This window comes from Streptomyces sp. NPDC003027 (assembly GCF_053591435.1).
Genome location: NZ_JBSFTU010000025.1, coordinates 64,759 through 80,387 on the forward strand (window position 1 = coordinate 64,759; position 15,629 = coordinate 80,387).

The following is a 15,629-nucleotide window of genomic DNA, read 5'->3' on the forward strand; positions in this document are numbered from 1 at the left end:
TGGGTGCGGCTGTCGACGGTCGATCGTGCCCGGCCCCTCGTTCCTCGGGACCCGTGCGCGTTCTCCCTCGCTACAGCCGCGCGCCCCTTCGGCTCACCGGCCGAGGTCAGATGTGGTCACCCACGTGGTCACCGTGGGTTTGCCCGGCCACCCGGTCCCGGCGCGGTGGCGCCGTCGCGGGGGCGGGCAGGCGCAGGCGCAGGCGTACCGAGAGCAGCGCCGCGACGGCGGCGAAGGCCGCGGCGACGAGGAGCGCGGCTCTGAAGCCGGTGGTCTGAGCCGCTGCTGTGGCAGCGTCGGTACGGGTGGTGGCGATGGCCACCAGAACGGCGAGCCCGAGCACCGAGCCGAACTGCTGGCTGGTGTTGACGAGTCCGGATGCCAGCCCGGTCTCCTCGGGTGCCGCCTCGGCCGTGGCGGCCACATTGGTGGTGACCATGACCAGCGGCAGGGCGAGGCCCAGCAGCAGGCTGGGCGCGAGGACAGTGGTGAAGAAGGTGCCGTCGGCGGTGAGCGCGAGGGCCAGCCACAGGGTGCCGGCGCTCAGCAGCGCGAAGCCGAGGGTCGCGGTCCGGGTCAGCCCCAGCCGGAAGATGATCCGGCCGGTCTGCGGGGCGACCGCGACGACGACGAGGGAGAGCGGGAGCAGCCCGAGGCCGCCGCCGAGCGGGGAGTGGCCGAGCACGCTCTGCAGGTAGAGGCTGACCAGGAAGAACATCGGGAACAGCGCCATCTGGGCGAGGGCGCTGAGGGTGTTGGCCAGCCGCAGGGCGGGGCGGGTGAGGACGGCGGGCGGTACGAGGGGGACGGCGGCCCGGGTCTCGATGACCGCGAAGGCGGCGAGGAGGGCGAGTCCGGCGCCGCCCGCGCCGAGGGTCCGGGCGGAGAGCCACCCGGACTCGCCGCCGCCGACGAGCGCGTACGCGACGAGGCCCAGGCCGCCGGTGGCGGTGAGGGCCCCGGCGAGGTCGAAGCGTCCGCCGGTGGGGCGCGGCGGGTGGGCCGGGGGCCGGGGGAGAGCGGAGCGGGCCGACACGGCGAGCACGGCGGCGGCGGCGACGTTGAGCCAGAAGGTGGAGCGCCAGCCGAGGAGGTCGGTGAGGACGCCGCCGAGGACGGTACCCAGGACGCCGCCGAGGCCGCCCATCGCGGCGAAGGCGCCGAGCGCCTTGTGCCGGGCGGGTCCGTCGGGGAAGAGGGTGAGCAGCAGCGCGAACGCGGCGGCCGCGGCGAGGGCGGCGCCGACGCCCTGGGCGGCACGGGCGGCGATCAGGGTGCTCGCGTTCGGGGCGAGCGCGCCGGTGGCCGAGGCCACGGCGAGGACGGCGAGTCCGGCGAGGAAGACCCGGCGGTGGCCGAGGAGATCGGCGGTGCGTCCGCCGAGCAGCAGCAGTCCGCCGAAGGTGATGAGGTACGCGTTGGCCACCCAGGACAGCCCGGCGGAGCCCGACCCGAGGTCCTCGCCGACCGAGGGGAGCGCGACGTTGACGATCGCGGTGTCCAGGATCAGCAGCAGCTGCGTGGACGCGAGCAGGGCGAGGGCGCCGCGCACGCTGGGCAGTCGGCCGGCACTCACCGGCCGGTCCCGGCGGTCGCGCCGGTGGCCGTCGGCCCCGTGGTCGTCCCGAGGTCGTAGCCGTCCAGGCAGGACTGGGCGAGGCTCGCGCAGTCGTCGGCGGCGCCCGCCCAGTTCTGCATCGTCAGATAGACGTGCGGGGCGCCCTGGTAGAAGCGTTCGTACTGCTCGTGACGGCCGGCGAACTCGGAGCCGAGGGCGTCCCAGGCGAGTTTGAGGAGCTTGAGCCGGTCCTCCGCGGGGTGGCCGGGGGTGCGGAAGTACTGCCGGACCAGCGGTCCGAGTTCGGGGTGGAGCAGGTCGCGGCCGCTCGCCGGGGTCTGGATGATCGCGCCGCCCGCGAGGAGCTTGATGTCCTGGACGGCCCGGGGGTACAGCTCGCCGGCCATGATGCGCTGGGCGAAGGAGATCTCCTGGCCCGGCCGCACCCCGCCCCGGCCCTCGTCGACCGGCTCCCAGGACGCCTCGGCGGCCAGGACGAACGCCTTGGCCTGGGCGACCATGCCGAGCAGCCGCCCGACGGCCTGGGTGACGGGCGGCAGCTTCTCCGTGCCGTTGGACCGGGTGATGAGGATCGCGAGTCCGGTGAGGAACTCCAGTTTGGTCCAGAACCGGGTGGCCGACTGGTGGACGAAGTTGAGGTAGGCCGGGGTCTGCCACCAGATCGCGGCGGTCGCGTCCACGTCCCGGTAGGTCAGCACCCGGTCCCACGGTACGAACACGTCGTCGCAGACGAGCAGCGCGTCGTTCTCGTCGTACCGCGAGGAGAGCGGGTGGTCGAAGACGGACCGGGCCCGTTCCTCGTAGGAGGTCCGGGAGATGAGTTTGAGGCCGGGCGTGTCGACCCGTACGGAGAAGGTCAGCGCGCGCTCGGTGTCCTCCGGGGCGAGCGGCTCTATGGTGCCGACGAGGATCTCGTCGGCGAACACCGCCCCGGTGCCGATGGTCTTGGCGCCGCGCACCACGATGCCGTCGGCGCGTTCCTCGACGACCCGGACCGTCAGGTCGTGTTCTCCGCGCCCGGAGGCCGGATTGGTGATGGTGAAGGCGGAGTAGAGCCCGCCCTCGGCGAGCCGGCGGTGGTAGGCCAGGGCGTTGTCGGCGCCGTCGTGGCGGTCGGTGGTGAAGACGTGGGGGGCGGCGGCGAACCCGGCCGCGCCGGAGGCCATGTAGTCGGGGGTACGGCCCAGGAAGCCGTAGCTCGCCTCGGCCCACACCTTGTACGCGTGGCGGCGCGCGACCAGGTCCTCGTAGGAGCGGGGCACGGCGTAGGCGCGGTGCACTCCGCCCTGGACGAGGACCGGTGTCCGCGGGGAGTCGTGGGCCAGGTCGAAGAGACCGGCGAAGGAGGCCGCGGTGGCCCGGAACGCGGGGTGCGTGGTGACGTCCTTGACCCGCTCTCCGTCCAGCCAGATCTCGCGCCCGTCACGCAGCGCCTCCAGATACTCCTGCCCGGACCTCGTCACCGCTTATCGCCTCTCCTCGTGTGTTACCGGCCGTCTGGCCGTGACCGAGCCTGTACGGTGCGTGGCGCCGGGGCAATGAACGTCCGTCCAGTGGTCCTTAAGAACCGGCCAGTCAGCTTCCGTTCATGTGGCTTTTGCCCAGATCCCGAGGTCAGGCAGCGTTGTCGTAGCCGGAGCGGTACTCCCCCGGCGTCATGCCGAACCATTTGCGGAAGGCGAGATGGAAGCCGACGGCGCTCTGGTAGCCGACCCGGGGCGGGACGGCGGACTGGGGGATGGAGGTCTCGGTGAGCAGCCGGGCCGCCTCCTGCATCCGGCGGCCGGTGAGGTGGCGGGCGGGCGCCTCGCCGACGAGTTCCCGGAAGGCGGCGGTGAACGCCGAGCGGGACATGCCGACCTCCCGGGCGAGGGACTCGATGGTCCAGGGTTCGGCGAACCGGGTGGCGATCATGACCAGGGCCCGGCTGATGCCCGGGTGGCGGAGGACGGGCAGCGCGTCGGGGGTGTCGGTGAGCTCGCGCAGCAGCGGACGCAGGGCGAGGACCAGGGCCATCTCGAAGGCGCGCAGCGTGATGAGCCGGTCGCCGGGTCCGATCGGCCGGGCCGGGTCGGCGAGCAGCCGCAGGGTGTCGCGGAGCAGCGGCTCGCGGCCGACCTGGGCGCCGTCGAGGACGAGCGCCCAGGGCAGTGACTTGTAGAGGCCCGTGGCGGCGCTGGCGTCGTAGTGGAGCCCGGCGCACAGCAGCCGGCTCTCGGTGCCGGTGCCCTCGATGACGATCTCGCCGGAGGTGCCGGGCTGGCGCTCGGGCAGCACGGCCTTGAGCGGCACGCCCTGCCGGTCGGGCCGGTCGGAGAGCCGGTGGGCGGTGCCGGTGGGGAAGACGATCAGGTCCCCGGCGTGCAGCTCCAGGGGCGTCTGGCCCTCGCCGGTGATCCAGCATCCGCCCTCGACGAGGTAGTGGAGCACGGCACAGCTCTGTTCCGCGTCGCCCTCGATGGCCCAGGGTGCGCGGACGTGCCAGCGGCTGTCGAAGACGCCGGTGAGGCGGAGCGGTTTCAGCAGTTCGCTCAGGAGGTCCTCGCGCTGGTCGTCGAGGCCCTCCCCACGCCGGTCGTCACAGTCGGTTCCCACGCTGTCCATGGACGATCCTTCAACTTCCGCCCCGGATTGTTAATTGATCGGCCGAAGCCGCCGCCGCCAGCCTGAGGAAAGCCGTCACGGCAGCGGTCACAGCCTATCGAAGGGCCTCAACGACACATGTCCAGACAGATTCCGATGAGGGTGGCGGTCGTGGGAGCGACCGGTTTTCAGGGGGGCGCGGTGGCCCGCCTGCTGACCGAGCGGCACCACCGGGTCCGTACGCTCACCCGCCGCCCGGAGGGTGACCGCCCGCCCCTGCCGGGTGCCTGCTTCGTCGCGGGCGACCTGGGGAACGCCGATGACGTGCGGCGGCTGTTCGAGGGCGCGACCCACGCCTCGGTGGTGATGCCGCTGGTGTACGAGGCGGAGCGGGTGGCCCGGTACGCGCGGAACATCGCGCGGGCGGCCCTGGACACCGGGATCGTGCGCCTGGTCTACAACACCAACACGCGTCTCCCGCAGGGGCCGACCGCGGTGGCCGCGTTCGAGACCCGGCGGATCACCGAGGAGGTTCTCCGGGACAGCGGCGTTCCGCTGGTGGTGGTGCGGCCGCCGGTGTATTTGGACAACCTCTTCTCGCCCTGGAACGGCCCGGCGTTGGTGAACGACGGGGTGCTGGCCTATCCGCTGCCGGCGTCCACGCCGACGGCCTGGATCTCGCACCGGGATCTGGCGGAGGCGGTGTACGCGGCGCTGACCGGTGACGGTCTGGACGGCCGCACGTTCGACATCGGCGGAGCGCACTCGCTGACCGGCGAGGACCTGGCGGAGGCGTTCGGGCGGGGGCTGGGCCGGACGGTGCGTTATGTGTCACTGCCGCCGGACGTGTTCGAGCGCGGGCTCGCCCAGCTGCTCGGTCCGGAGGCGGCGGCCGGGGTGGCGGGGATCTACCACTACATGGCGACCGGCACGGATCCGCTGCTGATGGCCGCCGACGACGGCGTCTCCGCGGAGGTGCTCGCGGTCAGCCCGGCGCCGGTGGAGGAGTGGGTGACGCGCCAGCCGTGGCAGGTGTGGTCCGCCGACACCGAGGAGCAGCCGGCGTCCCCGCAGGGCTAGGGTCTTTCGTTGGATCAGGCCGGATCCAAACGAAAGGCCCTAACGCCCTGTCCCCCGACCGGCCCCGTCCATGAGGACGGGGCCGGTTCTCGTCGCTACCGTGGGCTTGTTCGCACGGCTACGTCCGAGTAGTTAACAAAGCGCCGGATTGCCCACCCGAGAACGGGGGGAAGGCTCCTCCGGTACACCCTCGTAGACCCGCCATCCGAGTGAACGCGGACAGGAGCGGCCATGCCCGCAACCCGCCAGCCGTCGACGGAGCTACAAAGAGCGCACCACCACCCGCACCCCCTTAAACCCTCAGGTGATGCTGTGAATCCGCTCATGGGACGAATTCCCGTACTCGACGTCCGCCCGTTGGTCGACTGCGGCCGCCGCCCGGCGAAGGCGGTGGCCGGGGAGACCTTCGAGGTGACGGCCACCGTTTTCCGCGAAGGCCACGACGCGGTCGCCGCCAATGTCGTGCTGCGCGGCCCGTCCGGGCGGCCAGGCCCCTGGACCCCGATGCGCGAACTGGCGCCGGGTACCGACCGCTGGGGCGCCGAGGTCACTCCGGACGCCGAGGGCCTGTGGACCTACACGGTCGAGGCCTGGAGCGATCCCGTGGCCACCTGGCGCCACCATGCCAAGATCAAGATTCCGGCCGGTATCGATTCGGAGCTCGTGCTCGCCGAGGGCGCGGAGCTGCACGAGCGCGCCGCGAAGGGAGTTCCGAAGAAGGGCGGGGGCCGGGAGGCGGTCCTCGCGGCCGTGGACGCGCTGCGCGACGAGTCCCGCCCCGCGGTGGCCCGGCTGGCGGCGGCGCTCGCCCCGCGGGTGACCGAGACCCTGGACCGCCACCCGTTGCGTGAACTGGTCAGCGCCTCGCCGACGTTGCCGCTCCAGGTGGAGCGCGAGCGGGCGCTGTTCGGTTCCTGGTACGAGTTCTTCCCGCGCTCGGAGGGGGTGCGGAAGGTGCGGGGCAAGACGGTCCCGGGGACCTTCCGTACGGCCGCCGAGCGGTTGCCGGCCATCGCGGCGATGGGCTTCGACGTCGTCTACCTCCCGCCGATCCACCCCATCGGCACCACGCACCGCAAGGGCCCCAACAACGCGCTGGCCGCGAGCCCGCAGGACGTCGGTGTGCCGTGGGCGATCGGCTCGCCCGAGGGCGGGCACGACGCCGTCCACCCGGACCTGGGCACGATCGAGGACTTCGACGCCTTCGTGGCCCGCGCCCGTGAGCTGCGGCTGGAGATCGCGCTGGACTTCGCCCTCCAGTGCTCCCCGGACCACCCCTGGGTGGAGAAGCACCCGGAGTGGTTCCACCACCGGCCCGACGGCTCGATCGCCTATGCCGAGAACCCGCCGAAGAAGTACCAGGACATCTACCCCATCGCGTTCGACAAGGACATGAAGGGGATCGTCGCCGAGACCGTGCGGATCCTGCGCCACTGGATGAGCCACGGGGTACGGATCTTCCGCGTCGACAACCCGCACACCAAGCCGGTGGTGTTCTGGGAGCGGGTGATCGGCGAGATCAACCGCAAGGACCCGGACGTGATCTTCCTGGCGGAGGCGTTCACCCGCCCCGCGATGATGCACACCCTCGGCGCGATCGGCTTCCAGCAGTCGTACACGTACTTCACCTGGCGGAACACCAAGCAGGAGCTGACGGAGTACCTCACCGAGCTGTCGGGCGACGCGGCCGCGTACATGCGGCCGAACTTCTTCGTGAACACGCCGGACATCCTGCACGCCTACCTCCAGACGGGGGGCCGGCCGGCCTTCGAGGTGCGGGCCGTGCTCGCGGCGACCCTGGCGCCGTCCTGGGGCATGTACGCCGGTTACGAGCTGTGCGAGGGCACCGCGCTGCGGGCGGGGAGCGAGGAGTACCTCGACTCGGAGAAGTACCAACTGCGGCCCCGCGACTGGGAGTCGGCGGAGCGTTCGGGGACGACGATCGCCCCGCTCATCACCACGCTGAACCGGCTCAGGCGCCGGCACCCGGCCCTGCGCCGGCTGCGGAACCTGCGCTTCCACTCCACCGACAACGACGCGGTGATCGCGTACAGCAAGCGGTCGGGTTCGAACACCGTTCTGGTGGTCGCCAACCTCGACCCGCACCACACCCAGGAGGCCACGGTCTCGTTGAACATGCCGGAGCTCGGCCTCGACTGGCACGAGACCGTACCGGTGCGCGACGAGCTCACCGGCGAGACCTATCACTGGGGCAGAGCCAACTATGTGCGCCTCGAGCCGGGCGTCAGGCCCGCGCACGTCCTCGCTCTGCGACCGTCCCCGCCGATCGGAGGGTCACCCACCTCATGACTGTCAACGAACCCGTCCCCGACACCTTCGAGGACACGCCCGCCAAGGACCGTGACCCGGACTGGTTCAAAAGGGCCGTCTTCTACGAAGTGCTCGTCAGGTCCTTCCAGGACAGCAACGGCGACGGCGTAGGCGACCTCAAGGGCATCACCGCCAGGCTCGACTATCTGCAGTGGCTCGGCGTCGACTGCCTGTGGCTGCCTCCGTTCTTCAAGTCACCGCTACGGGACGGCGGCTACGACGTCGCCGACTACACCTCCGTGCTGCCGGAATTCGGCGACCTCGCCGACTTCGTGGAGTTCGTCGACGCGGCGCACCAGCGCGGCATGCGCGTGATCATCGACTTCGTCATGAACCACACGAGCGACCAGCACCCGTGGTTCCAGGAGTCGCGCACCGACCCGGACGGACCGTACGGCGACTACTACGTCTGGGCCGACGACGACAAGCAGTTCCAGGACGCCCGGATCATCTTCGTCGACACCGAGACGTCCAACTGGACCTTCGACCCGATCCGCAAGCAGTACTACTGGCACCGCTTCTTCTCGCACCAGCCGGACCTCAACTACGAGAACCCGGCGGTGCAGGAGGAGATCCTGTCCGCGCTGAAGTTCTGGCTGGACCTGGGCATCGACGGCTTCCGGCTCGACGCCGTGCCCTACCTGTACCAGCAGGAGGGCACCAACTGCGAGAACCTCCCGGCGACCCACGCCTTCCTCAAGCGGGTCCGCAAGGAGATCGACGACCACTACCCGGACACGGTGCTGCTCGCCGAGGCGAACCAGTGGCCGGAGGACGTCGTGGACTACTTCGGCGACTTCGGCTCGGGCGGCGACGAGTGCCACATGGCGTTCCACTTCCCGGTGATGCCGCGGATCTTCATGGCGGTACGGCGGGAGTCGCGCACCCCCGTCTCGGAGATCCTCGCCAAGACGCCGGCGATCCCGTCCGGCTGCCAGTGGGGCATCTTCCTGCGCAACCACGACGAGCTGACGCTCGAGATGGTCACGGACGAGGAACGCGACTACATGTACGCGGAGTACGCCAAGGACCCGCGGATGCGGGCCAACATCGGCATCCGCCGGCGGCTCGCCCCGCTGCTCGACAACGACCGCAACCAGATGGAGCTGTTCACGGCTCTGCTGTTCTCCCTGCCGGGTTCGCCGGTGCTGTACTACGGCGACGAGATCGGGATGGGGGACAACATCTGGCTGGGCGACCGGGACGGGGTGCGCACCCCGATGCAGTGGACGCCCGACCGGAACGCGGGGTTCTCGTCCTGCGATCCGGGCCGGCTGACCCTGCCGGCCATCATGGACCCGGTCTACGGCTACCAGGTCACGAATGTCGAGGCGGGCATGGCGTCGCCCTCCTCGCTGCTCCACTGGACGAAGCGGATGATCGAGATCCGCAAGCAGAACCGGGCCTTCGGTCTCGGCTCGTACACGGAGCTGCCCTCGTCCAACCCGGCCGTGCTCGCCTTCCTCCGGGAGTCCGCTCCCGAAGAGGGGATGGACGCCGATCTCGTCCTCTGCGTGAACAACTTCTCGCGGTTCGCCCAGCCCACGGAGCTGGATCTGCGCCAGTTCGCCGGCATGAGCCCGGTGGAGCTGATCGGCCAGGTGCGGTTCCCGGCGATCGGCCAGTGGCCCTACCTGCTGACCCTGGCCGGTCACGGCTTCTACTGGTTCCGTCTCAAGAAGGCGCTTGCCACCCGCGACTGACGGGGCGCCGGACAAGTGCCCCGGGTGGGGCGGGTTTCTCCCGCGCCACCCTGGGCACTGTGACCCACAACCCCTTCAGCCCGCCCTGGGGGGAATCAGGTCCATACGGGCCTTCTTGTCGGGCCCATACGGATCTTCCCTCCCGACACGTCCCGCACATCCGGACAGTCGAAGCCGCCATCCGGGACACTCTGCGCATTTGTACTCGATTCTGCGCCCCCCGGGGAAAGGACGCGATGCCATGCCGGAGACCGCATCCACCACCCGGGCCCCGGCCGCCCTCCTCCCGTCACTCGCTCCCCTGCTCCATGAATGGCTGCCTCGGCAGCGCTGGTTCGCGGGCAAGGGGAGGCGGGTCACCGGATTCACGCTGGAAGCGGCCACCGAGCTGCTGCCGCTGGACGGCACGGGACCCGGGCTGCTGCATCTGCTGGTACGGGTCGAACAGCCGGGTCGCCCGGCCGGAACGCCCGCGGACTGCTATCAACTGCTGCTCGGCGTCAGATCACAGCTGCCGCCGCGCCTCGGCCCCGCCCTGATCGGGCGGATCCGGCAGGGCCCCCTGGCCGGCCGCGCGGTCTACGAAGGGCTGCGCGACCCGCGGCTCGCCGGACTGCTCTACGAACGCCTGCGCACGCCGGGCCGGATCGGACCGCTCCGGTTCCATCGGACCGCCGAACTGCCCGCCTCCCTCGCACCGAGGGTGCTGGACGCCGAGCAGTCCAACTCCTCGCTCGTCTACGGCGATACGTACATCCTGAAGATCTTCCGCCGGGTCAGCCCCGGCGCCAATCCCGATCTGGAGCTGCCGCTCGCCCTGGCCCGGGCGGGGTGTGCCCGGGTGCCCGCGCCGGTCGCCTGGTTCGAGTCGGGCGCCAGCACCCTCGGCGTGCTCCAGCCGTTCCTGCGGGACTCGCGGGACGGCTGGCGGCTCGCGCTCGACGCGCTCACCGAGGGGCAGGAGTTCACCACCGAGGCCCACGCGCTCGGCCGGGCCACGGCGGAGGTGCATCTCGCCCTGGCGAACGCGCTGCCCACCGAGCGGCTGCACCGGACCCGGGCCGCGGATCTGGCCGAGGCGATGGAGCAGCGCCTGCACGCGGCGGCGCAGGCGGTGCCGGCGCTGCTGCCGTACGTCCCGGGGCTGCGGGCCGTCTTCGCGGCGGCGGGCGAGACGGTCGGCGCCGGACTGCTCCAGCGGGTCCACGGCGATCTGCACCTGGGGCAGACGCTGCGGGCGGCGGACGGCGGCTGGGCGGTGATCGACTTCGAGGGCGAGCCCGCGAAGCCGCTCGACGAGCGGTGCCGGCCGCAGCCGGCGGTCCGCGACGTCGCCGGCATGCTCCGCTCCTTCGACTACGCGGCCCGCACCCACCGCCCCTGGAACGCCGAGTGGGCGGCCCGCTGCCGCGCCGCCTACTGCGCGGGCTACGCCGAGGCCTCCGGCGCCGACCCCCGCTCGGACCCGGCGCTCCTGCGCGCCTACGAGACGGACAAGGCGGTCTACGAGGTCGTCTACGAGGCCCGGCACCGACCCGACTGGCTCCCGGTCCCGATGGCGGCGATCCACCGCCTCGCGGGAGCGGAATGACGGCCCGGCCCGCGACGCGCAGGCGGCGCCTCGGCGTGGCGCGCCCGCTTGGGCCCCGTTCGGCCGAGTGTCCTGTGCGGCTCGCCGCACGTTGCGGTTGCGTGGGAACCACCGGGTTCGCCGCGCGCCCACCCCTGCTCCCTTCCCTGCCCGTCCCCCTCGTACAGGAGGCCACCCCGTGACCGCCCGATCCGCTCGCAAGACGGCCCGCACCACGACCGACGAAGTGCCCTCGGTGAAGACCGTGACGAAGGCGACGACGACGGCCGCGGCCAAGACGCCGGCGCCCCGCGGGGAGGCCGGAGGAGGCCGCGCGGGAGGCGTGCGCAAGGCGCCGCCGCTCGGCGCGGACGACCGGGCGCGGCTGCTGGCCGGGGAGCACCACGATCCGCACGCGCTGCTCGGCGCCCACCCGGTGCGCGGCGGCGTCGCCATCCGGGTCCTGCGTCCGTACGCCCGCGAGGTCACGGTCATCGCCAAGGGGAAGCGGACCACGCTGCACGACGACGGCGACGGCCTCTTCTCCGGGCTGCTGCCGCTGCTGCGCAAGGTGCCCGAGTACGAGCTGCGGGTGCGCTACGACGGCGACGAACTGGCCGTCGAGGACCCGTACCGCTTTCTGCCCTCCCTCGGCGAGCTCGACCTGCATCTGATCGGCGAGGGCCGGCACGAGGAGCTGTGGAAGGCGCTCGGCGCGCGGCCCATGACCCACCAGGGCGTGGCCGGCACCCGCTTCACGGTCTGGGCGCCGAACGCCCGCGGGGTGCGCGTCACCGGCGACTTCACCTGCTGGGACGGCACCGCGCTGCCCATGCGCTCGCTCGGCGCGACCGGTGTCTGGGAGCTGTTCGTGCCCGGCATCGGCGAGGGCGCGGTCTACAAGTTCGACATCGCCCGCCCCGACGGCTCCCACACCCTGCGCGCCGACCCGATGGCCCGCCGTACCGAGTGCCCGCCGAACACCGCGTCGATCGTCACGGACTCGCACCACGTCTGGGACGACGCGGAGTGGATGGCGAGCCGGGGCGCCCGGCCGCACCACGAGGCGCCCTTCTCGGTCTACGAAGTCCATCTGGGCTCGTGGCGCCCGGGACTGACCTACCGCCAGCTCGCCGAACAGCTCCCCGCGTACGTCCGCGACCTCGGTTTCACGCACGTCGAGCTGATGCCCGTCACCGAGCACCCCTTCGGCGGCTCGTGGGGTTACCAGGTCACCGGCTTCTACGCCCCCACGTCCCGGATGGGCACGCCCGACGACTTCAAGTACCTGGTCGACGCGCTGCACAGGGCCGGGATCGGCGTCCTCATGGACTGGGTCCCGGCGCACTTCCCCCGGGACGACTGGGCGCTCGCGGAGTTCGACGGACGCCCGCTCTACGAGCACGAGGACCCGCGCAAGTCGGCGCACCCGGACTGGGGGACGCTGGAGTTCGACTACGGCCGCAAGGAGGTGCGGAACTTCCTGGTCGCCAACGCGGTGTACTGGTGCGAGGAGTTCCACATCGACGGCCTGCGGGTGGACGCGGTGGCCTCGATGCTCTACCTCGACTACTCCCGCGAGAACGGCGACTGGGTTCCGAACGAGTTCGGCGGCCGGGAGAACCTTGACGCCGTCGCCTTCCTCCAGGAGATGAACGCGACGGTGTACCGGCGCTGCCCGGGGATCATCACCTGCGCCGAGGAGTCGACGGCCTGGGACGGTGTCACCCGGGCCACGGACCAGGTCGGTCCGGGCGGTTTCGGCGGTCTGGGCTTCGGCATGAAGTGGAACATGGGCTGGATGCACGACTCGCTGGGCTATGTGTCCAAGGAGCCGGTGCACCGCAAGTACCACCACAACGAGATGACCTTCTCGATGGTGTACGCGTACAGCGAGAACTACATCCTGCCGATCTCGCACGACGAGGTCGTGCACGGCAAGCAGGCGCTGGTCTCGAAGATGCCGGGCGACTGGTGGCAGCAGCGCGCCAACCACCGCGCCTACCTCGGCTTCATGTGGGCCCACCCGGGCAAGCAACTGCTGTTCATGGGGCAGGAGTTCGCCCAGGGCGCGGAGTGGTCGGCGGACCACGGCCCGGACTGGTGGCTGCTCGACCCCGCGTACGACGCGGAGCCGGACCACCGGGGTGTGCGGGACCTCGTGCGCGACCTGAACACGGTGTACGGGCGGACTCCGGCGCTCTGGGAGCTCGACACCGTCCCGGAGGGCTTCCAGTGGGTGGTCGGGGACGCCGCCGAGGACAACGTCTTCGCCTTCCTCCGCTACGGCAAGGACGGCTCGCCGCTCCTCGCGGTCTGCAACTTCTCCCCGGTCGTACGCCACGACTACCGGCTCGGGGTCCCGGAGTCGGTGGCGGCCTGGACGGAGGTCCTCAACACGGACGCGGCGCGGTACGGCGGCAGCGACGTGGTGGGCACCGACCCGGTGAAGACCGAGACGGTGCCGTCCCACGGCCGTCCGGCGAGCGTGCGGATGACGCTGCCGCCGCTGGCGACGGTCTGGCTACGCCCGGCGTGAGATGACGCCGAGCCGCTGAGTGGCCCGGGTCAGCGCCACGTACAGGTCGTTGACGCCGTGCGGGGCGCCGGCCCGGATGGCGTCCGGGTCGACGACGAGGACCGTGTCGAACTCCAGGCCCTTGGCCTGCCGGGGGTCGAGCAGGACCACCGGCCGGGTCAGGTCGGGCGCCGGGCCGTGGGAGGCGTCGGGCAGCGCGGCGGTGAGCGCCGGATGCAGGGCCGGCGGGGCGATCACCGCGAGGCGCCCCTCGGCCCGGAGCTCGGCGGCCACGGCGTCGGCGGCCTCCTTCACCGGGTCCTGCGCGGTCCGCTCCCAGGGCTCGACGCCCGTGGAGCGGACCGAGCGCGGCGGTTCGAAGCCGGGGTCGGCCGCGCGCCGGACCTCGGCGGCGACCGCCATGATCTCGGCGGGAGTGCGGTAGTTGACCCCGAGGCGTACGAGCTCCCAGCGGTCCTCCACGTACGGCGCGAGGATCTCCTCCCACGAGCCGACGCCGGCCGCGTCCCCGGTCTGGGCCGGGTCGCCGACCAGGGTCATGGAGCGGGTGGGGCTGCGCCGCATCAGCAGCCGCCAGGCCATCGCGGACAGCTCCTGCGCCTCGTCGACGATGATGTGGCCGAAGGCCCAGGTGCGGTCGGCGGCGGCGCGCTCGGCGGCGCTGCGGTGGTCGGCCTCCTCGTGGCGTTCGGCGAACCGCTCGGCGTCGATGATGTCGTGCGCGGAGAGGACCTCGGAGGCGTCCTTGTCCTGCTCCTCCTTGTCCTCGAACTCATAGGTGCGGGAGGCGTAGGAGACGTCGAGGACGCCCTGCGCGTACTGGATCTGCTTCTGGCGCTCGGCCTCCTCGGCCGCACGGGCGGCGGAGTCGTCCTCGCCGAGGAGTTCGGCGGCCTCGTCGAGCAGCGGCACGTCGGCGGGGGTCCACTCCCCTCCGTCGCGCCGGATGGCGTCGGCGTCCGCCTCGGGGAGGTGGGTGGGCTCGGCGAGGTAGTCGGCGAGGAACTCCTGCGGGGTGAGCGGCGGCCAGAGGGTGTCGATGGCGGCGTGGACGTCGGGGTTGGCGGCGACGCCCTTGGCGAGCAGGGCGAGGTCGTCGGGTCCGAGGAAGTTGGGGCCGCCGTAGGGGTCGGCGCCGATGCGGTCGGCGAGCTGTTCGGCCAGCGCGTCGAGGAGGTGGAAGACGAAGTAGGGCCGGGCGAGGTTGTGCGGCAGGTAGGTCTCGCGGGCCTTGTGGCGGGCTTCGAGGGCCATGTCCCAGTCGATGACCAGGTCGCCGTCGTCGTGCGGTACGACGAGGGGCTCCCCGCGCTCGGGGACCTGCTGGCGGTCCCGTACGGCCAGGGCGAGGGCCTCGGCCATGGCGGCGGCGCCCTTGACCGCGGCGGCGCGCGGGGTGTCGGTGCCGGTGGCGCGCACGCCCGGGAAGAGTTCGCCGGGGGTGGCGAGGAGGACGCCGGTCTCCCCGAGGGAGGGCAGGACGTTGCCGATGTAGCCGAGGAAGGCCGGGTTGGGCCCGACGATGAGGACGGCGCGCTTGGCGAGCTGCTCGCGGTGCGCGTAGAGGAGGTACGCGGCCCGGTGCAGGGCGACGGCGGTCTTGCCGGTGCCGGGGCCGCCCTCGACGACGAGGACGCCGCGGTGCGGGGAGCGGATGATGCGGTCCTGCTCGGCCTGGATGGTCTCGACGATGTCGTGCATCCGGCCGGTGCGGGCGGCGTCGAGCGCGGCGAGCAGCACCTCGTCGGCGTCCCGGTTCTCGTGCCCGGTACGGGTGGCGTCGGCGAGGTCCAGCACCTCGTCGTGGAGCGCGGTCACCGTGCGGCCGCGGGTGGTGATGTGCCGGCGGCGGCTGAGCCCCATGGGTTCGTAGCCGGTGGCGAGATAGAAGGGGCGGGCGGCTTCGGCGCGCCAGTCGACGACGAGCGGGGTGCGGTTCGGATCGTCCTTGCGAATTCCGATCCGGCCGATGTGGTGGTCGCGCCCGTCCCGGAAGACGAGCCGTCCGAAACAGAGCCCGGTCTCTCCCGCGTTGAAGGCGGCCAGCAGCCCGGACTGCTCGGCCACCAGCACGTCCCGCTCCAGACGGCCCTGGCTGCTGCCGACGCCGGGGGTGCGCAGCGCCTGGTCGACGGCGGCCTCGGCCTGGTCCCGCAGGTCGTCGAGTCGTGCGTAGAGCTCTGTGATGAATTGCTGCTCTTTCCGAAATTGCTCGGTTGACAATTCGACTCCTGGCGCGATACA

Annotated in this window: 9 protein-coding genes; 5 read left to right on the forward strand and 4 right to left on the reverse strand. The window is 71.9% G+C overall.

What is annotated here, in order from left to right; genetic code table 11:
- Positions 1-106 precede the first annotated feature (106 nt).
- From ACWDX6_RS19340 to ACWDX6_RS19350, 3 genes are all read right to left on the reverse strand, one after another.
- On the reverse strand, positions 107-1,576 hold the full coding sequence (locus ACWDX6_RS19340) for an MFS transporter (protein WP_451486107.1): 1,470 nt from the start codon (positions 1,574-1,576) through the stop codon (positions 107-109).
- Complete coding sequence (locus tag ACWDX6_RS19345; RefSeq protein WP_451486108.1) at positions 1,573-3,042, reverse strand: 4-hydroxyphenylacetate 3-hydroxylase family protein; 1,470 nt, start codon at positions 3,040-3,042, stop codon at positions 1,573-1,575. The genes ACWDX6_RS19340 and ACWDX6_RS19345 overlap by 4 nt, the downstream gene beginning before the upstream one ends.
- A 151-nt stretch (positions 3,043-3,193) precedes the next feature.
- Positions 3,194-4,183, reverse strand: coding sequence for an AraC family transcriptional regulator (locus tag ACWDX6_RS19350; protein WP_451486109.1), 990 nt, complete (start codon positions 4,181-4,183; stop codon positions 3,194-3,196).
- A gap of 117 nt (positions 4,184-4,300) precedes the next feature.
- Between ACWDX6_RS19350 and ACWDX6_RS19355 the strand changes: the two genes are divergently transcribed.
- The 5 genes from ACWDX6_RS19355 to glgB all read left to right on the forward strand — a co-directional run bounded on the left by ACWDX6_RS19355 (position 4,301) and on the right by glgB (position 13,385).
- Positions 4,301-5,242: an SDR family oxidoreductase gene (locus ACWDX6_RS19355; protein ID WP_451486110.1), complete on the forward strand. Its 942-nt coding sequence runs from the start codon at positions 4,301-4,303 to the stop codon at positions 5,240-5,242.
- A 324-nt stretch (positions 5,243-5,566) separates the two neighbouring features.
- Positions 5,567-7,552, forward strand: a complete 1,986-nt coding sequence (locus ACWDX6_RS19360; RefSeq protein ID WP_451486111.1) for an alpha-1,4-glucan--maltose-1-phosphate maltosyltransferase — start codon at positions 5,567-5,569, stop codon at positions 7,550-7,552.
- On the forward strand, positions 7,549-9,276 hold the full coding sequence (gene treS, locus ACWDX6_RS19365) for a maltose alpha-D-glucosyltransferase (protein ID WP_451486112.1): 1,728 nt from the start codon (positions 7,549-7,551) through the stop codon (positions 9,274-9,276). Before ACWDX6_RS19360 ends, treS begins: the two co-directional genes overlap by 4 nt.
- A 241-nt stretch (positions 9,277-9,517) precedes the next feature.
- On the forward strand, positions 9,518-10,867 hold the full coding sequence (locus tag ACWDX6_RS19370; protein ID WP_451486113.1) for a maltokinase N-terminal cap-like domain-containing protein: 1,350 nt from the start codon (positions 9,518-9,520) through the stop codon (positions 10,865-10,867).
- A 178-nt stretch (positions 10,868-11,045) separates the two neighbouring features.
- Positions 11,046-13,385, forward strand: coding sequence for a 1,4-alpha-glucan branching enzyme (gene glgB / locus ACWDX6_RS19375; protein ID WP_451486114.1), 2,340 nt, complete (start codon positions 11,046-11,048; stop codon positions 13,383-13,385).
- Here glgB and ACWDX6_RS19380 read toward each other — a convergent pair.
- On the reverse strand, positions 13,371-15,608 hold the full coding sequence (locus ACWDX6_RS19380; RefSeq protein ID WP_451486115.1) for a HelD family protein: 2,238 nt from the start codon (positions 15,606-15,608) through the stop codon (positions 13,371-13,373). The genes glgB and ACWDX6_RS19380 overlap by 15 nt on opposite strands.
- Between the last annotated feature and the right edge of the window lie 21 nt (positions 15,609-15,629).

Coding starts and splice junctions, on each gene's coding strand:
- ACWDX6_RS19350 (WP_451486109.1), bottom strand. CDS start 4,183: ATGGACAGCGTGGGAACCGACTGTGACGACCGGCGTGGGGAGGGCCTC.
- ACWDX6_RS19355 (WP_451486110.1), top strand. CDS start 4,301: ATGTCCAGACAGATTCCGATGAGGGTGGCGGTCGTGGGAGCGACCGGT.
- ACWDX6_RS19360 (WP_451486111.1), top strand. CDS start 5,567: ATGGGACGAATTCCCGTACTCGACGTCCGCCCGTTGGTCGACTGCGGC.
- treS (WP_451486112.1), top strand. CDS start 7,549: ATGACTGTCAACGAACCCGTCCCCGACACCTTCGAGGACACGCCCGCC.
- ACWDX6_RS19370 (WP_451486113.1), top strand. CDS start 9,518: ATGCCGGAGACCGCATCCACCACCCGGGCCCCGGCCGCCCTCCTCCCG.